24 protein-coding genes, 2 tRNA genes and 2 pseudogenes are annotated in these 20,342 nt (G+C 68.6%); 18 read left to right on the top strand and 10 right to left on the bottom strand.

Going from position 1 to position 20,342, the window contains the following annotated elements:
- Window positions 1-39: 39 nt before the first annotated feature.
- The 3 genes from C454_RS04760 to C454_RS04750 all read right to left on the bottom strand — a co-directional run bounded on the left by C454_RS04760 (window position 40) and on the right by C454_RS04750 (window position 2,707).
- Entirely contained in the window at window positions 40-807 is a 768-nt protein-coding gene (locus C454_RS04760; protein ID WP_004973215.1) for a helix-turn-helix domain-containing protein, read from the bottom strand.
- 145 nt (window positions 808-952) lie between these two features.
- Window positions 953-2,008 carry a sensor histidine kinase gene (locus C454_RS04755; protein WP_004973213.1) on the bottom strand — a complete coding sequence of 352 codons (1,056 nt, stop codon included), beginning with the start codon at window positions 2,006-2,008 and terminating at the stop codon, window positions 953-955.
- Between the two features lie 48 nt (window positions 2,009-2,056).
- Window positions 2,057-2,707 carry a VOC family protein gene (locus C454_RS04750; RefSeq protein WP_004973209.1) on the bottom strand — a complete coding sequence of 217 codons (651 nt, stop codon included), beginning with the start codon at window positions 2,705-2,707 and terminating at the stop codon, window positions 2,057-2,059.
- A gap of 168 nt (window positions 2,708-2,875) precedes the next feature.
- On the opposite strand from C454_RS04750, the pseudogene C454_RS21335 reads away from it, so the two are divergent.
- The 4 genes and pseudogenes from C454_RS21335 to C454_RS04730 all read left to right on the top strand — a co-directional run.
- A pseudogene (locus C454_RS21335) lies at window positions 2,876-3,457 on the top strand (lipoate--protein ligase family protein); the annotation flags it as partial.
- Window positions 3,457-3,834, top strand: a pseudogene (locus C454_RS21330) (lipoate--protein ligase family protein); the annotation flags it as partial. The pseudogenes C454_RS21335 and C454_RS21330, both read left to right, overlap by 1 nt.
- Window positions 3,835-3,909: 75 nt before the next feature.
- Complete coding sequence (locus tag C454_RS04735; protein ID WP_004973207.1) at window positions 3,910-4,791, top strand: deoxyribonuclease IV; 882 nt, start codon at window positions 3,910-3,912, stop codon at window positions 4,789-4,791.
- 114 nt (window positions 4,792-4,905) lie between these two features.
- The gene (locus tag C454_RS04730; protein ID WP_049905018.1) at window positions 4,906-5,658 is read left to right on the top strand and encodes a class I SAM-dependent methyltransferase; all 753 of its coding nucleotides are present in this window, start codon (window positions 4,906-4,908) and stop codon (window positions 5,656-5,658) included.
- 61 nt (window positions 5,659-5,719) lie between these two features.
- Here the strand turns inward: C454_RS04730 and C454_RS04725 are convergent, their stop codons facing one another.
- A complete protein-coding gene (locus C454_RS04725; protein ID WP_004973200.1) occupies window positions 5,720-6,358 on the bottom strand; it encodes an NAD(P)-dependent oxidoreductase in 639 nt (212 codons plus the stop codon).
- Between the two features lie 137 nt (window positions 6,359-6,495).
- Here C454_RS04725 and C454_RS04720 point away from each other — a divergent pair, with 137 nt between their 5' ends.
- Complete coding sequence (locus tag C454_RS04720) at window positions 6,496-6,843, top strand: winged helix-turn-helix transcriptional regulator (protein WP_004973197.1); 348 nt, start codon at window positions 6,496-6,498, stop codon at window positions 6,841-6,843.
- A gap of 18 nt (window positions 6,844-6,861) precedes the next feature.
- Here the strand turns inward: C454_RS04720 and C454_RS04715 are convergent, their stop codons facing one another.
- Window positions 6,862-7,077, bottom strand: coding sequence for a zinc ribbon domain-containing protein (locus C454_RS04715; protein WP_004973188.1), 216 nt, complete (start codon window positions 7,075-7,077; stop codon window positions 6,862-6,864).
- Window positions 7,078-7,153: 76 nt separating this feature from the next.
- Between C454_RS04715 and C454_RS04710 the strand changes: the two genes are divergently transcribed.
- A complete protein-coding gene (locus tag C454_RS04710) occupies window positions 7,154-7,435 on the top strand; it encodes a hypothetical protein (protein WP_004973186.1) in 282 nt (93 codons plus the stop codon).
- Window positions 7,436-7,461: 26 nt separating this feature from the next.
- Here the strand turns inward: C454_RS04710 and C454_RS04705 are convergent, their stop codons facing one another.
- Window positions 7,462-8,109: a DUF7095 family protein gene (locus C454_RS04705; RefSeq protein ID WP_004973183.1), complete on the bottom strand. Its 648-nt coding sequence runs from the start codon at window positions 8,107-8,109 to the stop codon at window positions 7,462-7,464.
- Window positions 8,110-8,253: 144 nt separating this feature from the next.
- On the opposite strand from C454_RS04705, the gene ncsA reads away from it, so the two are divergent.
- Entirely contained in the window at window positions 8,254-9,219 is a 966-nt protein-coding gene (gene ncsA / locus C454_RS04700; RefSeq protein WP_004973180.1) for a tRNA 2-thiolation protein NcsA, read from the top strand.
- Between the two features lie 179 nt (window positions 9,220-9,398).
- Here ncsA and ftsZ read toward each other — a convergent pair whose 3' ends face one another.
- The 3 genes from ftsZ to C454_RS04685 form a co-directional block, all read right to left on the bottom strand.
- A complete protein-coding gene (gene ftsZ / locus C454_RS04695) occupies window positions 9,399-10,610 on the bottom strand; it encodes a cell division protein FtsZ (protein WP_004973177.1) in 1,212 nt (403 codons plus the stop codon).
- A 2-nt stretch (window positions 10,611-10,612) separates the two neighbouring features.
- Window positions 10,613-10,798: a ribbon-helix-helix domain-containing protein gene (locus tag C454_RS04690; protein WP_004973176.1), complete on the bottom strand. Its 186-nt coding sequence runs from the start codon at window positions 10,796-10,798 to the stop codon at window positions 10,613-10,615.
- Between the two features lie 217 nt (window positions 10,799-11,015).
- Entirely contained in the window at window positions 11,016-11,606 is a 591-nt protein-coding gene (locus C454_RS04685; protein ID WP_004973173.1) for a double zinc ribbon domain-containing protein, read from the bottom strand.
- Between the two features lie 125 nt (window positions 11,607-11,731).
- On the opposite strand from C454_RS04685, the gene C454_RS04680 reads away from it, so the two are divergent.
- From C454_RS04680 to C454_RS04670, 3 genes are all read left to right on the top strand, one after another.
- Window positions 11,732-11,805 (top strand) — tRNA-Tyr (locus C454_RS04680).
- Window positions 11,806-11,819: 14 nt separating this feature from the next.
- A tRNA-Tyr gene (locus tag C454_RS04675) sits at window positions 11,820-11,893 on the top strand.
- A gap of 177 nt (window positions 11,894-12,070) precedes the next feature.
- Window positions 12,071-13,054 carry an aldo/keto reductase gene (locus tag C454_RS04670; RefSeq protein ID WP_004973170.1) on the top strand — a complete coding sequence of 328 codons (984 nt, stop codon included), beginning with the start codon at window positions 12,071-12,073 and terminating at the stop codon, window positions 13,052-13,054.
- A 37-nt stretch (window positions 13,055-13,091) separates the two neighbouring features.
- Here C454_RS04670 and C454_RS04665 read toward each other — a convergent pair whose 3' ends face one another.
- A complete protein-coding gene (locus tag C454_RS04665) occupies window positions 13,092-13,574 on the bottom strand; it encodes a peroxiredoxin family protein (protein WP_004973168.1) in 483 nt (160 codons plus the stop codon).
- 200 nt (window positions 13,575-13,774) lie between these two features.
- Between C454_RS04665 and C454_RS04660 the strand changes: the two genes are divergently transcribed.
- The 8 genes from C454_RS04660 (at window position 13,775) to C454_RS04625 (ending at window position 20,268) form a co-directional block, all read left to right on the top strand.
- A complete protein-coding gene (locus C454_RS04660; RefSeq protein WP_004973167.1) occupies window positions 13,775-14,488 on the top strand; it encodes a hypothetical protein in 714 nt (237 codons plus the stop codon).
- A gap of 85 nt (window positions 14,489-14,573) precedes the next feature.
- Window positions 14,574-15,209, top strand: coding sequence for an HAD family hydrolase (locus C454_RS04655; RefSeq protein ID WP_004973166.1), 636 nt, complete (start codon window positions 14,574-14,576; stop codon window positions 15,207-15,209).
- The gene (locus tag C454_RS04650) at window positions 15,200-16,108 is read left to right on the top strand and encodes a CobD/CbiB family cobalamin biosynthesis protein (protein ID WP_004973165.1); all 909 of its coding nucleotides are present in this window, start codon (window positions 15,200-15,202) and stop codon (window positions 16,106-16,108) included. Before C454_RS04655 ends, C454_RS04650 begins: the two co-directional genes overlap by 10 nt.
- Complete coding sequence (gene cobS, locus C454_RS04645; protein WP_004973164.1) at window positions 16,099-16,863, top strand: adenosylcobinamide-GDP ribazoletransferase; 765 nt, start codon at window positions 16,099-16,101, stop codon at window positions 16,861-16,863. The genes C454_RS04650 and cobS overlap by 10 nt, the downstream gene beginning before the upstream one ends.
- A complete protein-coding gene (locus tag C454_RS04640; RefSeq protein ID WP_004973162.1) occupies window positions 16,848-17,486 on the top strand; it encodes an NTP transferase domain-containing protein in 639 nt (212 codons plus the stop codon). The genes cobS and C454_RS04640 overlap by 16 nt, the downstream gene beginning before the upstream one ends.
- Window positions 17,477-18,514 carry a nicotinate-nucleotide--dimethylbenzimidazole phosphoribosyltransferase gene (locus C454_RS04635; protein ID WP_004973160.1) on the top strand — a complete coding sequence of 346 codons (1,038 nt, stop codon included), beginning with the start codon at window positions 17,477-17,479 and terminating at the stop codon, window positions 18,512-18,514. Before C454_RS04640 ends, C454_RS04635 begins: the two co-directional genes overlap by 10 nt.
- Window positions 18,504-19,526 carry a threonine-phosphate decarboxylase CobD gene (gene cobD, locus C454_RS04630; RefSeq protein WP_004973157.1) on the top strand — a complete coding sequence of 341 codons (1,023 nt, stop codon included), beginning with the start codon at window positions 18,504-18,506 and terminating at the stop codon, window positions 19,524-19,526. The genes C454_RS04635 and cobD overlap by 11 nt, the downstream gene beginning before the upstream one ends.
- Window positions 19,519-20,268 (top strand): adenosylcobinamide amidohydrolase, encoded by a 750-nt coding sequence (locus C454_RS04625; protein ID WP_004973156.1) that lies wholly within the window; start codon window positions 19,519-19,521, stop codon window positions 20,266-20,268. Before cobD ends, C454_RS04625 begins: the two co-directional genes overlap by 8 nt.
- Window positions 20,269-20,342 lie beyond the last annotated feature (74 nt).

The raw sequence follows: 20,342 nt of genomic DNA, 5'->3' as shown, positions 1-20,342 counted from the left end.
TGAAATATTCCAACTCCCTCGATTCGGGCGTGGTGGCAACTACTCGATGAACTCAACGTCCCCGAGGTCGAGGGACGTGTCGATATCGACGGTCATCGAGTCGGCGGCGAACTGTTCGGCAAGCCACGCCTCGGCTCGGTTGAGTCGGTACTGGAGCGTGGAGCTCGGCACGTCGATCTCCTCGGCGATCTCGCTAACCGAGGCCTTCCGAGGTTCTTCGTAGTAGCCGCGAGTGAGCGCGGCTTCCAGTGCTGTCTTTTGCGCTGTCGTAAGGTCGTGCTGTGTCCGTCCATCTTCGAGCAGACAGGGGGGTTCACCGAGTCGTTCGACCGTCAGCGAAAGTCCGTCGCGGAGATTCGCTCGAACGTCGTCGTGTAAGGTTCCGAGCGAGCCGTCGACGAGGAGGTGCCAGCGGAACTGGTCGCCGTGGCGTTCCGACCGCATTATCACTCCCTCACCGAGGTGGTTCGCGGCGGCGATCGGGAGTGACCGCGGGCCGTCACCTTCCCGCTGGAGCGAGTAGATTTTCCGCGATTCCGGGTTCGACGAGAGCATCTCGTACCTGTACTCGGTGACCGGTGCGCCGCACATCCCGACCAAACTCGACTCTTGGGCGACCCGTTCGAGGCGCTCGTCGTACTCGTCGAGGACGGACGGTGTGCCGACGAGCTTCTCGATGCCCCATACCGCCTCGCTGGTCGCTTGCACCTGCATCGACCGCGCGTACAAATCGGGAGACTCGATGAAGACGTCCATCAGTGGGTCGACCCCTCGCTCGTACTCGATGGTAAACACGACCTCGCGCATTATTGGATAATTCCGCTCGGTGGGTATAACCGGTCGGCTCCTATCCCAGAAACGCGCTCCTGATTGGGAGTACGTCTCCGAGCGCCCGGTTCAATCGGCGAAACCGCGCGAAAATCACTATCTCCCCGCCTCCGAGGCTGTGGACTCAGGCCGCGTCGAGGTGGAACTCGACGACCGCACCCTCGCCCTCTTCGGTCGGCGGGAGTCGGAGTTCGCCGCCGTAGGCCTCCACGATCCACTTCGAGAGCCAGAGGCCCAGCCCGTTGCCGTGGGCGAGGTCGCTCTCTTCGACGTTCTGCTCGATGAGTTCGCGCTGGTGGTCGGGGATGCCCGGTCCGTCGTCGGTCACGCGCACGACGACCTCGCTTCCGACGCGTTCGTACGCGAGTTCGACCGTCGGAGCCGGGCCGGCGTGTTCGAGCGCGTTCTCGACGACCTCGCGGAAGGCGATTTTCAGCTTCTTCCCGCCGACGACTGTCGCGGGGCCGTCGCCGCTGACGGTGATGGTCGCCTCCGGGGTGGCCGCCGAGCGGTCGTCGACGAGCGATTCGAGGAGCGCGCTGAGGTCGACCGTCTCGCCCTCGGGTTCGCTGTCGACGAGTTGGGTGACGGTCTTGACCTGGTCGCTCATCGTGCCGAGGTCGTCGCCGGTCGCTTTCAGGCGCTCGCCGATGCGGACGGTCTCGTCGTCGCCGCCGTCGGTCGCGAGTTGGTCGCCCCAGCCGAGGAGCAACTGCGCGGTGTGCCGGAGGTTGTGGCGGACGAGTCGGTTGATGACCGCCGACCGCCTGTACTGTTCGGACAGCTCGCGGGTTCGAATCCGGCGCACGTCGTTGAGGCCGATGAGGACGTGCGCGACGGCGCTCACGCCGACGACCACGGCGGCGCTGAAAAGCGGTTCGCTGACCGTCCCGCCCGCGGCCCGCTGGTAGCTCCCGATGAGCGCGAGGACGAACACGGTGACGACGACGCCGAGGAGGTTCCAGCCGGCGACGCGGGCGACATGGACGGTTTTGAGGTCGCTTCGGTAGACGACGGGGCCGACGGCGACGAAGAGCACCGCGATGAGGAGGCCGAAGCCCGCGGCGACGAGCCCCGCGAGGTCGGATGCGACCGAGGCGACGCTGTTCGAGACGATGGCGAACAGGGCCAGCCCGGTGAGGCTGAGCGACCCCGCGCCGACGAGACGAGAGACGTTCACGGTTCGTTGACTCTCGTGAGTGTAATAACGCTTCTCTGAAACGAGTTGTCACTCGACGTTGACGCGGTACGGAAGTCCCTCGGGGTCGAAGACGCCGTCGGCGTCGCACTGCGCAGAGACCGGGCCGACGGTCGCCTCGCTGTCGGTCGGGTACCACGCGCGGCCGACCGGCGAGACGACGAAGCGGGCGTCTCGGCCGCCGACGAACACGAGGTCACCGCCCTCGAACGACTCCAGCGGCTCGATGCCGAGGGTCTCGGTCATCGACGCCACGAACTCCTCGACGTTCGGGACCGCCATCCCGACCTCGGTCGCGCCGCGGAGGTCGGTCGCCGGGTCGAACTCGCCCGTGGCGTCGCCGTCGTAGCAGACGTACTCGATGACGTTGCCCTCTGGGTCCTCGAAGTAGACGGAGTCGCAGCCGAGGAAGTCGAACCGGACGCTCGGCCCCTCGTCGGTGTCGAGCACGTCAACGCCTGCGCGCTCGTCTAACCACGCGACCACGGAGTCGACCGCGGCGGAGACGGTGAAGGCGAGGTGGCCGGGGTCGGTGTCGCCGAGTTCGAACCACAGGGTCGTCTCTCCAGCGGTCGCCGAGCGTTGTGACCCGGTGACCGGCGCGAACCCGAGCGTCTCGACGTAGAACTCACACAGCGAGATGGGGTCGGTCGCGGCGAGGGCGACGCGGTTGAACTTCATGGTTCCACGTCACCGCGGTGCGGTTTAATCGAATCGCTCGCGTCGGCCGCGCCGGCCGCGTCGACTGCGCCGCCGGTCGGCCGCCCGACCGGTGACCGTCGCGACGAGGCCGGACGGCTCGCGGCCGAGCGTCGAAATCGCTTTCTCCCGGATGGACGAAGCCGACGTATGAACGACTCGCAGGGGTCGATTGCCGACCGCGAGTGGCGCGTGATTCGCGAGGAGGTCCGACCGGGGCCGATGCAGATGGCGCTCGACGAGGTCGCGGGCGAGACGGCCGCCGCGGGCGGCCCCCGGACCGTCCGCGTCTACTCGTGGGAGCCGAGTTGCCTCTCGCTCGGCTACGGACAGGACCCCGAGACCGTCGATTGGGACTACTGCGAACGCGAGGGAATCGACGTGACCCGCCGACAGACGGGAGGCGGCGGCATCTACCACGACCGCCACGGCGACGTGGCCTACTCCATCGCCGCGCCGAAATCGGAGCTGCCGGGCGACCTCATGGACTGCTATCACCTCCTGTGCGAGCCGATTCTCGACGCGATTCGCGCGGTCGGCGTGGACGTGGACTTCGTCGACGACGACGTGCCCGTCATCTGGCATCCCGCCTGCTACCTGCGGGCGCTCCACCCCGCCCACGACATGGTCGCCGCGGGCCGGAAGGTCGCGGGCAACGCCCAGTACCGCCGCCGCGACGCCGTCGTCCAGCACGGCTCGCTCACCTACTCGGTGGACGCCGAGACCCACCTCGACGTGTTANCCCCGCCCACGACATGGTCGCCGCGGGCCGGAAGGTCGCGGGCAACGCCCAGTACCGCCGCCGCGACGCCGTCGTCCAGCACGGCTCGCTCACCTACTCGGTGGACGCCGAGACCCACCTCGACGTGTTCGACGGCCACGACGTGACGCCCGAGGCGTTCCGCGAGCGCGTCGTCGGCATCGACGAACTCGTCGACGCCTCCCGCGAGGAGTTCGTCGCGGCGCTCACCGAGTCGCTCTCGGGGTTCGTCGACGCCGACGAGGGGTCGTGGACCGACGACGAACTCGACCGGGCGCGCGCGAAGGTCGACGAGAAGTACCGCGCTGACGACTGGGTACGCCGGCGTCCGGGGTCGCGGTCCGACTGACCGGCCGCCACCGCTCCCGTCGCCGTCGCCGCCGACTCCGAAGTCCCTTTGTTCGGGTACGCCGTCGGACTCTGCATGCACGTCGGCGCACACGTCTCGATGTCCAGTTCGAAGGTCTCCTCCGACGACGAGACCCCACCGCACGGTAACGTCGCCAACGCCGTCTTCCGGCAGGTCGCCTTCGGCGGCAACTGCGGGCAGATTTTCACCACCTCGCCGCAGGTGTGGCGCGACCCCGACATCTCCGACGAGGAGGCCGAACTGTTCCGCGAGGAGACCGCCGACGAACTGTCGGGGCCGTGGGTCATCCACTCGTCGTACCTCGTCAATCTCTGTACGCCCAAAGACGGCCTCCGACAGAAGTCGCTGGACTCGATGCAGACGGAGGTCGATATGGCCGACAAGCTCGGCATCGAGTACGTGAACGTCCACCTCGGTGCCCACACCGGCGCGGGCGAACAGCAGGGCCTCGACAACGCCGTCTCCGTCCTCGACGACCTCGACATCCCCGACGGCGTCACCGTTCTCATCGAGTCCGACGCGGGGTCGGGCACGAAGATGGGCGACGACTTCGCCCACCTCGGCTACGTCCTCGAGGAGTCCGAACAGGACCTCGACGTCTGTCTCGACACGGCCCACGCGTTCGCCGCGGGCTACGACCTCTCGACGGCGGCGGGCGTCGAAGAGACGTTCGAGGAACTCGACGCCGAGGTCGGTCTGGAGCACCTCAAGTGCGTCCACCTCAACGACTCGAAACACGAGTGCGGGACGAACAAGGACGAACACGCCCTCATCGGCGAGGGGCTCATCGGCGAGGCGGGCATGCGCGCGTTCATCAACCACGACGCCATCGTCGACAACGACGTGCCGCTCGTCCTGGAGACGCCCACCGAGGACGGCAAGGGCTTCGCGTGGAACATCGAGCGCGTCCGCGAACTCCGCGCCGACGCGGAGTAAGACACCGGACGGGGAGTCACTGACCCGTCGCATCGACTGTTTTTTGGGTCGCCGCGCCCGACACCGCGTGTGCGACGTTTCTCGGAATCGTACCTCCGGCGGACGCGAGCGGGCATGTGGGACGACTCCCGCGCGGCCCTCGCCGACCTCGACCTCGACGGCCGGGCTCGCATCCTCGACGTGGGCTGCGGGACCGGCGAGTTCACGCGCGTCCTCGCGGAGGCCTCGGACGCCCGCGTCGTCGGCGTCGACGCCGACACCGACCTGCTTTCTGTCGCCAGCGACCGCGCCGGAATCGAGGCGGTCGCCGGCGACGCGACCCGACTTCCCTTCGCCGCCGACAGCTTCGATTTGGTCGTCTGTCAGGCGCTCCTCGTGAACCTCCCCGACCCGACCGCCGCGCTCTCCGAGTTCGCCCGCGTCTCGTCGGACCTCGTGGCGACGGTCGAACCCGACAACGCCGCCGTCGGCGTCGACTCGACCGTCGAGGCCGAGGCCGCGCTCGACCGCCGCGTCAGAGACGCGTTCCGCGACGGCGTGGCGACCGACGTGGCGCTCGGCGACCGCGTCCGCGGGCTGTTCGCCGACGCCGGCCTCTCGGTCGTCGGAACCCGCCGGTACCACCACCGGAAGCTGACCGAGCCGCCGTACGACGACCACGACGTGCGGAGCGCGGCCAAGAAGGCGACCGGCGAGGGGCTCGACCGCCACGAGGCGGACCTCCGCCGCGGCCTCGACGACGACTCCTACGAGTCCGTCCGCCGCGAGTGGCGCGAGATGGGGCGCGAAGTCGTCCAGCAGATTCGGGACGGGGAGTACCGCCGGGCCGAGGTCGTCCCGTTCGACGTGACGACGGGGCGAGTGTAGTCGGGTCACCGCCGGACCGATTCAACGCGACCCGACTCGACGGCCGAAAAAAGCTATCTGTTCAGTAGCCGACCGCGAGCTGTTCGTGGACTGCGTCGCCGCTCTCCAGTTCGTCCGCGAACGCGATTGCGAAGTCCTCCATGGAGATGCGGCTCTCGCCGTCTTCGTCGGCGACGAGTTCGCCGAGCGCGGTCCGGAACTCGCCGGTCCGCTCGCCGGGTTCGATGAACGCCGCGGGCGCGACGTAGGTCCACCGCAGGTCGTCGGCGTCTTCGAGCAGGCCGTACGCCTCGATGGCGGCGCTGGCGACCGGCTTCCACTCGTCGGGGAACTCCGGCGAGTCGATGAGCCGCGTGTCGGGGGCGACGTTCAGGATGCCCGCGCCGCCGGTCCAGACGAGGCGGTCGACCGAGGCGCGGCGCATCCCGTCGACGACGGCGTCGAGCATCTCGACGAGGACCTCCGGCGACTCGTCGTCGCCCGGGCCGAGCGCGGAGGCGACCGCGTCGTGGCCCGCGGCGAGTCGCGCGATTTGGTCGGCGTCGGTCGCGTCGCCGGCGACCGCCGAGAAGTCGGGGTCGTCGACGCCGTCGACGTCGCCGCTTCGGGAGACGCCGGTCACCGCGTGGCCGCGGTTCAGGAGTTCGTTCGCGATTCGCGTGCCGATTCGGCCGCTCGCACCGAGGAGGAGTACGTGCATGATGGTGTGTTGTGGGTCGTGTCGTGAGTGTGTTCGTCGCTCGGTTCGCCGCGACGATGCGGTCACATCGTCATACTTGGTCAACGAGGGTGAGTTTATTATATCTAAGCGAACCTCGGTGTGAGTAGGTCACGCCGATGTCACCGCACCAGAACCTCGAAACGAAGTACGAACAGTGTCCGGTCATCAAGACGCTCGAAGAAATCGGCTCGCGGTGGCGGATGACGGTCATCCACGTGCTGCGCGAGGGCGACCTCCGGTTCAACGAACTCAAGCGCGCGAGCGGCGCGAACTCCCAGACGCTCTCGCGCGTGCTGGACGACCTTCAAGAGCTGGGGTACGTCGAGCGGGAGGTCGAAGACGGCAGTCCAATCGCGGTGTACTACTCGCTCACGCAGAAGGGCGAAGAGCTGCTACCGGCGTTCGACGACATCTCGGAGTGGGGCGAAAAATGGATGTCCGAGGACGGCGGCGCGGAATCGTAACCGGCGCAGCGTGGTCGCTCAGCCGAGGAACAGGTCGACGAAGTTCCCGCTCGACTGCCCGCGGTAGAGTTCCGAGTAGCCGCAGTTCGCACACGAGACGACGGTGAACTGGCGGTTCTGGATGTCGAACATCTTGGAGAGACCGGTCCCCGAGGTCGCGATGGAGTCGATTTCGGTCTCGGAGTGGCCGCACTTCGGACAGCCGTCGCGGTCGGCACTTGGTGGAGGGCTCATGTTGGGTAGTTGAACTACTCCAGTGAAAAAAACCACCTCCAAAACGATTTCCTGCCTCCCGCCCGCGAGTACGCACATGCCCGCCGGTGGTCTCGTGTTCTTCCTCTTCGTCCTCCTCAGCATCGGTGCCGCAATCGCCCTTTACGCCGCGATTCAAGGCGAGACGAGCGACTTACCGACGATGAGTCGCGAGGAGGCGGAACGCCGCGCCCGCGACGAGGGGATGCGGTACAACGAAAAACACGGTCGCGGAACCGACCGCCGCCCGGACGAGAACGACCGAGGTGACGGCTCTGGCTGGGGCTCCGAGCGCATCGACGACCGCGACCGCGGCCGCGACGACGACCGCGACTGGTAGCCGGTCGGCCCGGCTCGGTTCCGCCCTCAGACCACGTCGCCGCGGACCGACGTGCCGGTCTGTTCGGCCCGGTAGGCTCGCATCGCCTCGACGGCCGTCTCGGCCTCGTCGCCTTCCAGCCCGAGCATCTCCAGCGCGCCCGAGAGCGTCGGGAAGGCGAACTCGCTGTTCCGGAGTTTCGACATCGCGTCGGGCGAGCGCTGGCCGTCGGCGTAGAGGCAGACGCCGCGGGGGTCGAGAATCTGTTCGTAGGCCTCGCGGGCGACCGCGCCCTTCAGCCGCTGGGTGACGTTGTCCTCGAACGAGGCGTTGCACACTTCGAGGTGGACCGGTTCGTCGTCGTCGGGGAGCAGGTGAGCGGCGAGGCATTTCTCGGGGGCCGCGTAGCCGTTCGCGTTGGCTCGCAGCAGATCGGGATGCTCGCGCGCCCACTCGGCGCGGACGCTCTTGCCGACGCCCTTCACGCCGTGGGACCGCTCGAACGCCTCGGCCGCGTCGGGGTCGCCGCGGAGGAGGATGTCTTTCGTCACGTACACGTCGAGTCGGTCGAGGGGGTCGAGGCCGAGCGCCACGTCGCCGTAGACCCACACCTCGCGGACCGGAACGGGGAGCGTCTCGGACTCGACGGCGTCGACGACGGCGTCGACTCGGTCGAGGGCGGCGTCTCTGTCCATCGACTGTCCGTGGGGTTCGGAGGGTCAAACCGGTTGCGACCGAGCGTGATGGGTGTGACCGAGCGCGGTCGGGTCGCCGGTCGAGCGAGCGACGCCCGCCCCGAGGCGAAACCCGTATCCCTCCCGCCGGGCAAGCGACCGGCAATGGAGTGCGACAAGTGCGGCCGCGACGCGGTGATGCACGCGGCCTACTCCGGGGCCCACCTCTGCGAAGACCACTTTTGCGCCTCGGTCGAGAAACGCGTGCGCCGCCGCATCCGCGAGGACAACATGCTGCCCCGCGACGCCAGCCCGGAGAACCCTCAGACGTGGGTTATCGGACTCTCCGGCGGCAAGGACAGCGTCGTCCTCACACACATCCTCGACGACACGTTCGGTCGAGACCCCCGAATCGAACTCGTCGCCCTCACCATCCACGAGGGCATCGAGGGCTACCGCGACAAGTCCGTCGACGCCTGCGTCGAACTCGCGGAAGACCTCGACATCCACCACGAACTGGTCACCTACGAAGACGAGTTCGGCGTCCAGATGGACGACGTGGTCGAAAAGGACCCCGAGAACATGGCCGCCTGCGCCTACTGCGGCGTGTTCCGCCGCGACCTGCTCGAACGCTTCGCCGACGAGCTCGGGGCGGACAAACTGCTCACGGGCCACAACCTCGACGACGAGGCGCAGACGGCGCTCATGAACTTCTTCGAGGGCGACCTCAAGCAGGTCGCAAAGCACTTCGACGCCAGCATCGGCGACTTCGAAAAGCGCCGCGACGCCGGGGAGTTCATCCCGCGGGCCAAGCCGCTGCGCGACGTGCCCGAAAAGGAAGTCGCGCTCTACGCCCACCTGAAGGACCTCCCGGCGCACATCACCGAGTGCCCCCACTCCTCGGAGGCCTACCGCGGCGAGATTCAGCAGTTGCTGTTGAAACTCGAAGAGAACCACCCCGGCACCCGCCACTCCATCATGGCCGGCTACGAGGAGTTAGCCGAACTGACCGCCCGCGAGTACCGCGGCGAGGGCCGCGTCGACCTCAACGACTGCGAGCGCTGCGGGTCGAAGACCGCCGGCGACGTCTGTCGGAAGTGCCGGCTCATCGAGTCGATAGAAGCGGTCTGAGCGGTACGGAACGCCGATTTCTCGCCGTGTCTTACGAGTCGGACAGTCAGACAGCGACGGGTGAGGTCACACCGACCGAGCCATCGTCGACGCTCACGGTCGGAGAACCGCGTCAGCGAAAAAGAACCCACGAGTGTACCCGACGGGCGCGGCGGCGTCCGCGCGGGTCAGACAGGGCGTTACCGGATGACGTCGAGACCGTTGTTCTTCTCGACCTCGTCGCGGCCGCCGTCGGACCACGTGCCGCTCTGCGCCGTCTGGGCTCGTTCCGAGCTATCGAACTCCGAGCTTGAACCCGAGTGCTGTTGTTGCTGCGACTCGCGCGACTGGATGCTCTGACGCGACTTGTCGGCCTGCTTCTGCGTCGTCGGGCCGAGGACCTGCGCGGACTGGACGCCCGTCATGATGGCCATGACGCGGACTTTCCCCTTGTACTCGTCCTGAATGCGAGCGCCCCAGATGACGTTCGCGGCGGCTTCCAGCCGTTCGGTGATGTTGCTCGCGATTCCCTCGGCCTCCTTCAGCGTGAGGTCGGGGCCGCCCGTGATGTGGACGAGACCGCCGGACGCACCGCGGTAGTCCACGTCCAAAAGCGGGTGGTTCATCGCGTCGTTGACCACTTCTTGGGTCTTGTTCTTGTCTTGCGTCTCGCCAACGAGCATCACCGCGACGCCGCCCTGATTCATGATTGTCGACATGTCGGCGTAGTCGAGGTTGATGAGCGACGGTTGGGTAATCGTCTCCGAGATGCCCTTGACGGTCTCGGCGATAATCTGGTCCATGACCGAGAACGCCTTGCCGATGGGCAGGTTCGGGACGTAATCGAGGAGGCGGTTGTTGTCCAGCACGATGATGGAGTCGGCCTCGTTGCGGAGGTTTTCGAGTCCCTCCTCGGCCTTGACCGTGCGGGCGCGCTCGACGTTGAACGGGGTCGAGACCATGCCCACGACGATTGCGCCCTGCTCCTTTGCGATCTTCGCGACGACGGGGGCCGCACCGGTACCGGTGCCACCACCCATCCCCGCGGTGACGAACACGAGGTCGGCGTCGCCGAGCACGTCTTTGATCGTGCCCTGTGCCATCTCGGTCGCACGCTCACCCATCGACGGGTCACCACCGGCGCCGAGACCCTGCGTCAGGGACTTCCCGACGAGGATTTTCGTGTCCGCTTCGATCATCTTCAGGTGCTGCTTGTCGGTGTTGATGGCGACCGTGTCGGCTCCCTCGACACCGATGTTGTACAGGCGGTTGATGGTGTTGTTGCCAGCACCACCGGCGCCGACGATGACGATTCGCGGGTCACCGAACTGGTCGTCGCTGTCGTCGAGCGACGACTGCGTCTTGCGCTCGGCCTCGTCCCGTTCCATCGCCTCGCGAACGATATCCTGCATAGTTACACCTTTGCCCAGCCGCGCTTGCTGGTAGATTCGCGCTGTCGCTTGTCAGTAGTCTGTTCGTTGAGCATATCGCGAACGGCTGAACGGATGGCTTCGGATCGGTTCGGGAACTCTCCCGTCTCGACCATCCGCTCGACCTCCTCGATTTGCTGCTTCGGAATTCGTAGTGTCACACGCTCCATGTTTACATTCCCCCGGTAAGACGGCGCGCCGCACTCGTGTGCGAGTGTCTTACACCCGAAAACCGACGGACGACGCCGGGATGCGGGCCGCCGTCGGGTGGCTGTAAGACAACCGTCTTACGCGATAATCACCACAGAGGGATAGAATATAAATGTAACGGCGATTGTAAGACGGGGCTGAATATCCCGTATAGGACGCTTTAATCGCCGGTTATGCTCATTCCAGAACGTCGGCTGCGGGCGTCCGGCGACCGCAGTCGGGGCAGAACGCCCAGTCGGAGCGGAGTTCGTCGCCGCACTCGCAGAACACGCGATGGGAGGTTTTCTCGCCGCAGTTCGGGCAGTACACGTGGTCCTTCCCCACGGATTCGCCACATTGGCCACAGCTCATCTCGCGGTCGTCAGCCTTTGACGACTGCAGTTCGTCCCGTGTCTTACGAACCGTATTCGGGTTTTCTTCCCGGGCTACACCCGCGTTTACGCGTGATTCGCCGTTCGAACCATCGACGTTGATGTTGACGTTCAGGTCCGAGGGCGTCGGACGCTCGGACTCGCGGGCCGCCGCCGCTTCCTCGACGAGCGTCGGGAGTCGTTCGTCGAGTCGCTCGTCGACGAGTTCCTCGACCCGCGCCGAGAGCGCGCCGTCGAGGCCGTCGGTGTCGGACGCGTCGTCGTCCGCGGCGTCGTCACGTTCCAGGTCGTCGAGGTACCGGCGGAGCGCCTCGCGCATCACCTCGCTTTTCGAGGTGTCGAGGCGGTCCAAGCGCTCGACGAGGGCGTCGTCGGCGCGGAACGTGATTTTACTCATTACTCCGGGATTATCTCGGCGGCATATCAATGTTCGCACCTGTCTGACACACGGCACACATGCACGGTGCACGCGGCGGCGAGAATGATAATGGTTAAACGCATCGACCGGATAGCAATCGGTGACCGCTCTTAGCTCAGCCTGGCAGAGCAGCCGACTGTAGATCGGCTTGTCCCCCGTTCAAATCGGGGAGAGCGGATTTTGCTTGCAANACCGCTCTTAGCTCAGCCTGGCAGAGCAGCCGACTGTAGATCGGCTTGTCCCCCGTTCAAATCGGGGAGAGCGGATTTTGCTTGCAAAACCCGGTCGAGCCGGTTTGAGCAGCGAGCGACGCGAAGCGTTGCGAGTGAGTTCAAATCGGGGAGAGCAGTCAGGACCCGACTTCGTTCGAACCCTCACGAACAATCGGCGTATATCTCGCCGCGACCCCGTCATTTACCCCCGTCTGTCCGAAATCGGACGCCATGGATTCTCGACCGCTCGGTACGACTGGATTCGACGTCTCTGAGGTCGCGCTGGGAACGTGGCAACTCGGCGGTAGCTGGGGTCCAGTGACCGACGAAGAGGCGTACGACGCCATCGAAGCCGCGCTCGACGCGGGCATTAACTTCCTCGACACCGCGGACGTGTACGGCGACGGCGACAGCGAACGCCGAATCGGCGACGTGCTCGACGACCGCGACGACGACGTCACCGTCGCCACCAAGGCGGGGCGACGACTCGACCCGCACGAGGCGGACGGCTACAACCGCGAGAACCTCGAACGGTTCGTGGACCGAAGCCGGGACAACCTCGGTGTCGACTCGCTCGACCTCGTCCAACTCCACTGCCCGCCGCGGGACGTGTACTACCAGCCGGAGGTGTTCGACGCGCTCTCTGACCTCCGCGACGGCGGGAAGATAGACCACTACGGCGTGAGCGTCGAGAAGGCCGAAGACGGCCTCAAAGCCATCGAGTACGACGGCGTCGAGACGGTGCAGATAATCTTCAACCCGCTCCGACAGCGGCCGGCCGAACTGTTCTTCCGGGAGGCACAGCGCCGGAACGTCGGCGTCATCGTCCGCGTCCCGCTGGCGTCGGGGCTGCTCACCGGCGCGCTCTCCGAAGACGCCGAGTTCGGCGAGGACGACCACCGGAACTACAACCGAAACGGCGAGGCGTTCGACGTGGGCGAGACGTTCGCCGGAATCCCGTTCGAAGACGGTCTCGCCGCCGCGGACTCGATAGCAGAGGTCGTTCCCGAGGGAGTGTCGCTCGCGCAGTTCACGCTCCGCTGGATTCTCTCGTTCGACGCCGTGAGCACCATCATCCCCGGGTCGACCTCGCCGGAACACATCCGCGACAACGTCGCCGCGGCGTCGCTCCCGCCGCTGTCGGCGGAGCAGTTCCAGCACGTCGAAGAAGCGTATGACGCGTACGCGCGCGAACACGTGCACCATCGCTGGTGAGGTGTCCCAGTAGCGGCTACCGAGGTGCGACAGCCGGTTAGCTCTCGAAGACGTCCTCGTATTCGTTGCGGATGAAGTACCGGACCCAATTTCCGTAGGTCCGGTCGGCCGGGTGGTCGGCGACCTGTTCGTACTGGACGACACCGCCCTCGCCGACGACGTAGGTGCCGGCGATGCCGGTCACGCCGTGGCTGGTCTCTTCAGTCCCGCTGTACCGCGCAGCGACCTCGCCTTCCGGGTCGGCGGCCAGTTGGAAGTCGAAGTCGAACCGGTCGCGCATCTCGACCGCGTCGCCGAGGTCGCTCGTGACAACCGGGACCACGTCGACGCCGTCGTTGAACCAGAGGTCGTAGGCGACCTGGTCGAACGTCTGCAGTTGTTCGGCGCAGAACGAACACCACGTCCCGCGGTTGATGAGGACGACGGCCGGCCCGGTCTCCAGCGTCTCCGAGAGGGTGACGTCGTCGCCGGCGGTGCGTTCGAGCGTGAAGTCGGGTGCTTCGGTTCCCTGTAGACTCATGGCTCGAAGCGACGAACTGGTCGTAGCTATATGTGCGGTGGTTGGACGACTAGGGCACACCACCACCCGGAAGTGAAACCGGGGTCTTGTCGGACTCCGCAAGCGGTGATAGCCCGGCTGAATCTGCAGCTCGGTAATGCCCGAGTCTCTGCCACCCATCCACAGAAGATACTTATCCGCCAACACGTTCGAACCCAGTAGTGCCCTCCCGCAAGACGCTCCTCCTCGCAGTCGCTGTTGGGGTCGCGCTCATCGGCGGGTCCGTTGCGCTCGACGCGACGACCCCCGACAGGACGTACACCTACGAGGTGAGAGAGCTGTCTGCCTCCTCCGAGGGCGCCGCAGCGGTAGTCGTAGACGACACCACGGTCGATCTGGCGGGGCCGTCGGCGGCGTTCATCGCCAGCGACGGTCCCGGTGACCGACCGGAACGGACGGCGCTCCGCGAGGCGGCAAACGGGTCTCGGACGAAAGCGGCGCTCCCCGGGTCGCTCGTCGACCACCGGTATGCCGTCGTCGGGACTAGCGGCACCACCTCAGACGTGAGTGAGGTCTACCGCCTCCACGAATACGAGGAAGACGGGACGGTACGAGTCACCACCGAGCGAGTCACACTCCGCGCGTTCTACGACGACCTCGCGGTTTCCGCCGCCACCCCTCGACTACGCGAACTCGTTCGAACGGGGGAACTCACCACACACGAACGCCTGACCGCCGTTCTCGTCGCACACGACGGGCGGTACTACCACGTGACTCAACCACCGCTGTCAACCCGATACGCGGGGGTGAGCACTGACCTCCACGACGTGGGGTACCTGCTCGGGAGTGGGATCGCGCTCCTCGCGGGGGGATGGTACGTCCTCGAACGGTGGGGGCGACGCGCTCGAGGGGACGGTCCCGAGGTTCGTCGCTGACGACCAGCGAGACACTCGATGGGGCCGCCACAGCCGAACCCCCCGCTTCGCTATATTCAAGTACAGTTTCGCCAATGAAATTCTAGTGGCAGTCACGTTCGACCTCTTCGGTACGCTCGTCGACGCCGAGTACCCCTCAGACCCCGGCGCGGCGGTCGCAGACGCGCTCCGCGAGTACGGCGTCGCCGTCCCCGACGACTGGGACGACGCCTACCGCGAGGTCCACATCGACGCGCCCGAGGGCGCGGAAGTCCCGCTTCCGGCCCACGTCGCCGCGGCGCTCCGCTCTCGGGGCGTCGCCTCGCCGGACAACGCCGCTCGGCGGGCGGTCATCACGGCGTTCGACCCCGAGGTGACCACCCGTCCCGGCGCGGTCGAAGCGGTCGCGGCTGCCCGCGAGGCCGGCCCGGTCGGCCTCCTCTCGAACTGCTCGGTCCCCGAACTCGTCGCGCGGACGCTCATCCGGTCGGACCTCGACAGACGCGGTTTCGACGCCATCACGACGAGCGTCGCCTGCGGCTGGCGGAAACCCCACCCGCAAGCGTTCGAGGCGGCCGCTCGCGGCCTCGGCGTCGAGGCGACCGAGTTAGTCCACGTCGGCGACGACCCGGACTCCGACGGCGGCGTCGAGGGCGTCGGCGGCCGGTTCGTGAACCTCCGGGAGACGACGCTCGAATCGGTCGCGGCGAGGCTACGCGCCGGGGAGGACCCGTGCCCGTGACCGCCGCGGCCGCCGTCGTCGCCGCCGCGGCGCTGGACCGAGGGTTCGCCGAACCGCCGGCGCGAATCCACCCGGTCGCGCTGTTCGGACGACTCGTCTCCCCCGTCGACCGCGAGTGGACCCGTCCGACGCTCGTCGGCGGGGTCGCGGCCGTCGCGCTCCCGGCGCTCGCCGCGGGCGTCGCCGCGGGCGCGACGTGGGGTGCGACGCTCGTCTCGCCGTGGCTCGGCGCGGCCGTCGCCGCGCTCGCGCTGTTTTCGACCACGAGCCTTCGCATGTTGCTCGACGCGGCGGAGACGGTCGTCTCGGCCACGGCGGACGAGTCCGACCTCGACGCCGCCCGGGACGAACTCCGGGCGCTGGCCGGGCGCGACCCGTCGTCGCTCTCGGCGGCCGACATCCGGAGCGCCGCCGTCGAGAGCGCCGCGGAGAACCTCGCCGACGGCCTCGTCGCCCCGCTGCTCGCGTTTACGCTCCTCGCGCCCGTTTCGCTCCCGCTCGCGGTCGGCGCGGCCGCGTGGGTGAAAGGCGTCAACACGCTCGATTCGATGCTCGGCTACCGACACAAGCCGGTCGGTCGCGTTCCGGCCCGTCTCGACGACGCGGTGATGTGGCTCCCGGCGCGCGTCTCGGCCGTCTTGTTGGCCGTCGTCGCCGGCGCGCCGGCCACGGTGACGCGGGTCGGCGAGCTGGCGCGTCGCCCGTCGTCGCCCAACTCGGGGTGGCCGATGGCGACCCTCGCGGTCCTGCTGGAAACGCGACTCGAAAAGCCCGGTCACTACCTGCTCGACGGGGGACCCGAGGCCCCCGACGCGGCGACCGCCGCGCGGGGCGTCCGACTCGTCTCGCGGGCGGGGCTCGCCGCGTTCGCCGTCGCGGGGGTGGTCGCGTGGTTCTGACCGCGCTCCGCGGCGCGCTCGGCTTCCTCACCCGTCTCCCCGTCGGCGGCGACGAGTCGAACTGGGACGCCTTCAGACGCGCGCCCGTGGCGTTTCCGCTCGTCGGCTACGTCGTCGGCGCGCTCGCCGCGCTCCCGCTGTTGCTCCCGCTCCCGATTCCGACCGCGGCCGCGCTGTACCTCGTGACGCTGTACCTCGTGACCGGCGTCACCCACGCCGACGGCCTCGCAGACCTCGGCGACGCCGCGGTCGTCCACGGCGACGCCGACCGGCGGCTGTCGGTCCTGAAGGACTCCCAGACGGGGGTCGGCGGCCTGCTCGCGTTCGGCCTGACGCTCGTCGTCCTCGCGCTCGGCGCGTTCGGTCTCGCGGGCGCGGGTGGCCGTATCGGCCTCACGGCCGCCGTCGCAATCGCGCTCGCCGCCGAGGTCGGCGCGAAAGCCGGCATGGCGACGCTGGTCTGTCTCGGCACGCCCGCCCACGAGGGGCTCGGCTCGGCGCTCGTCGGCGAGAACAGCCCCTCGGGGCTGCTCGCTGTCGCCGTGGCCTGTCTCCCGGTCGTCGCGCTCGCGCCGGTCACGGGCGGTCCCGCCGTCGTCGCGGCGCTCTGCTGCGGGCCGGTCGTCGCGCTGCTCGTCCGCTCGTGGGGTCGCGCCCGACTCGGCGGCGTCTCGGGCGACCTGCTCGGCGCGACGAACGAGCTGGCCCGCGCCGCGGCCGTCCACGTGGGGGTGGTGGTATGGACGCTCTCGTGATGTGCGGCGGCCGCGGCACCCGCCTCGACGCGCCGGTCGAAAAGCCGCTCGTGGACATCTGCGGGCGACCCATGCTCGACCGAGTCGCCGCGGCGCTCCGCGATTCGAGCGTCGAGAGCGTCCGCGCGGTCACCTCGCCGCACACGCCGAACACCCGCGACCGCGCCGCCGACCTCGGCCTCGACCCCATCGAGGCCCCCGGCGACGGCTACGTCTCCGACCTCGGATTCGCGTTGGCCCGCGTCTCCCGACCGGCCGTCACCGTCGTCTCCGACCTGCCGCTCGTGGCACCCGAACACGTCGACGCCGTCGTCGCGGCCGCCGATGGCGGGGCCGCCACCGCGTGCGTCCCCGTCGAACTGAAGCGAGAACTCGGCGCCAGCGTCGACGACGCGCTCGTCTTCGACCACGAGGGGACCGCCGTCTGCCCGACCGGACTGGGCGTCGTCGGTCCCGCGGACGCAGATGGCGAGACCGACGCCGAGACGAACACGGACACCGACACCAACACTGACGCCGACACCAACACCGATTCGACCATGTACCTCTCCACAGACACCAGACTCGCACTCAACGTGAACCGCCCGACAGACATCGCGCTCGCGGAGGACCGATGCGAGTAGTCCTCGTCGCCGGCACGACCGAGACGGCGAAGATTCCCGGTATCAGCGCCGCCGGCGCGGACCCCTCGCTCGTCGGCCACACGCCGAGCGCCGACGCCGAAATCATCGAGTACGGCGAGCCCGTCCGCTCGCCGGTGACGCCGGTCAGTCCGACCGGCTGTCCGACGCCCGCGGCCGTCACCCGCGCCGTCAAGCAACTCACCGGATTCGACGTACTCACCGTCGACGCCGGCCTCGCCAAGCCGAGCGCCGCGCCGACCATCGACGTGGGCGCGCGACCCGGCCGCGACATCCGCGAGAGCGAACCGGTCCCGACCGCCCCCGGCGCGTTCGAGGCGGCCCGGCGGATGGGCCTCGCGCTCCCCGAAGACGAACTCGTCATCGGCGAGACCGTCCCCGGCGGGACGACCACCGCGCTCGCGGTGTTCCGCGCGCTCGGCGAGGAGTTCCCCGTCTCGTCGTCGCTCCCGGACAACCCGACGAGCCTGAAAGAGGAGGTCGTCGCCGAGGCGTTCGAAGCCAGCGACGTCGAACCCGGCTTCGCGGCCCACAAGCCCCGGCGCGCCGCCCGCTACCTCGGCGACCCGGTGCTTCCGGTCGTGGCCGGACTCACCGTCGGCGCGCTCGAAAACGGCATCGACGTGACGCTCGGCGGCGGGACGCAACTGCTCGCGGCCGCCGCGCTCGCCCGCCACGCCGGCGCGAACGGCGACCTGACCCTCGCCACCACTTCGTACCTCGCCGACGACGTGCCCGAGTTGGCCGACGCCGCCGAGGCGCTCGACCTCGAGTTGACCGTCACCGACCCCGGCTTCGAGACGCACCCGCTGGACCGCTACGCCGCGGGCGAGGCCAAGGAGGGCGCGGGCATGGGCGGCGCGCTCATGCTCGCCGACCGAATGGGCGTCCTCGACGACGTGGAGGCGGCCACGCTCGACGTGCTCTCGACGCTGGACCCCGAGGCCGTCGAGACCGGGACCGCGGCGGCCGACGCCGAGGTTGACGCCGACATCGACGATGGACCCTGAGTCCGTCCGGGCGGGGAGCCGCGTCCTCCACGGCGGGACCACCGACCCGACCGTCGTCGACTTCAGCGCGAACACCAACCCCGAGCGGCCCGCGGGCGTCGAGGCGGTGTACCGCGAGGCGTTCGACGCCTCGACCCGCTACCCCGACGACGACTACGCCGACTTCCGGGCGGCCGCCGGGGACTACGTCGGCTGTGTGCCCGAAGCGGTCGTGCCGACCGCCGGCGGCCTCGAAGCCCTGCGGCTCGCGTTCGAGGTGACGCTGTCGCCCGGCGACACCGCGCTCGTCCCCGAGCCGAGTTTCGGGGAGTACGACCGCGAGATTCGCCTGCAGGGCGCGGAGCCGGTTCCCGTCGCCCACGACGAACTCCTCGACGCCGACCCCGCGGGCCACGCGGTCGCGGTCGTCTGCACGCCGAACAACCCGACGGGCGAACTCGCGCCCGTCGTCGACCTCCGGGCGTTCGCGGCGCGCTGCCGCGAGGCCGACACGGTCCTCGTCGTCGACGAGGCGTTCCTCGATTTCACCGACGAGCCGAGCCTCGCGGGCGAACCCGGCGTCGTCGTCGCCCGGTCGCTGACGAAGATGTTCGGCCTGCCGGGCGTCCGCGCCGGGTTCGCCGTCGCCACCGACGACCTCGGCGACCGACTCGCCGTGGCCCGACGAGCGTGGTCGCTCTCGACGCCCGCGGCCGCCGTCGGCACGTACTGCATGGACGACGCCGAGTTCGTCTCGCGCACGCGAGAGCGCGTCGCGGACGAGCGCGAACGACTCCGCGAGACGCTGTCCGAGGCCTTCGACGTGTACCCGTCGGACGCGCCGTTTCTCCTCCTCGACGTCGGCGACCGCGACGTCGACGCGGTGGTCGAGACCGCCCGCGACCGCGGCGTCGCCGTCCGGGACGCGACGACGTTCCCGACGCTCGACTCGCACGTCCGCGTCGCGGTGAAACGCCCCGACGAGAACGACGAACTGCTCCGGGCGCTCGCCGCCGTCGCCGACGATGTTTGAGGCGACGCGCCGCGGCGGCGTCTGTCGGCTGGGCCGTCCGGACACGCGCTGGCTGTCGACGGGCTACGCCGGCGGCGAGTCGCGAGCCGACGCCGCGTTCAACGTCACCGTCCCCGAGGGCTGGCCCGAGACGGACCTCGACGCGTACGTCGAACGGCGGCTCTCGTCGGCCGGCTTCGACGAGCGCGGGCCGACGCTCCTGACGGGCGTGGGCCAGGAACACGCCCGGCGCGCCCGGTTCGACCCGGTCGAGGTCGTCGCCACCGCTGGCGTGTCGAACCCGGCGGAACTCCCGATAGACAGCGACCCGAGCGAGCGGGCCGACGAGTCGGGCGAATGGGACGACGAGTCCGACACGGCTGACGTGACGGCCGGCGGCGACGGCGGTGACCCGACAGGCACGGTCAACGTCTTCGTCGGGACGACGCGGTCGCTGGAGCCGGGTGCGCTCGCGAACCTCGTCGCCGTGGCCGCCGAGGCGAAGGCGGCGACGCTCCTCGCTCGCTGCGGCGCGCCGGGGACGACGACCGACGCCGTGGTCGCCGCGTGCGACCCCGCGGGCGACCCGGTGACGTTCTCGGGAAGCGCGACCGAGGTCGGCAACGCCGCGCGGGTCTGCGTCCGCGACGCGGTGCTCGCGAGCCTCGATTCGCGGTACGCTGACGACCCGATTCCGCGGGGCGTCGACGAGGCGAGTTACGGCGTCGTCGCCGACGACCGCGCGACCGTCTCTTCGATTTGAGAACTACCGAGAAAACGGCCCGTAGGGTGTGGAATCAACGGTGGTAGCTAAATGGTTCCCGTAGAAGCCTTGAT

This window comes from Haloferax gibbonsii ATCC 33959 (genome assembly GCF_000336775.1).
GTDB lineage: Archaea > Halobacteriota > Halobacteria > Halobacteriales > Haloferacaceae > Haloferax > Haloferax gibbonsii.
This window is presented reverse-complemented; position numbering and strand designations above follow the sequence as displayed.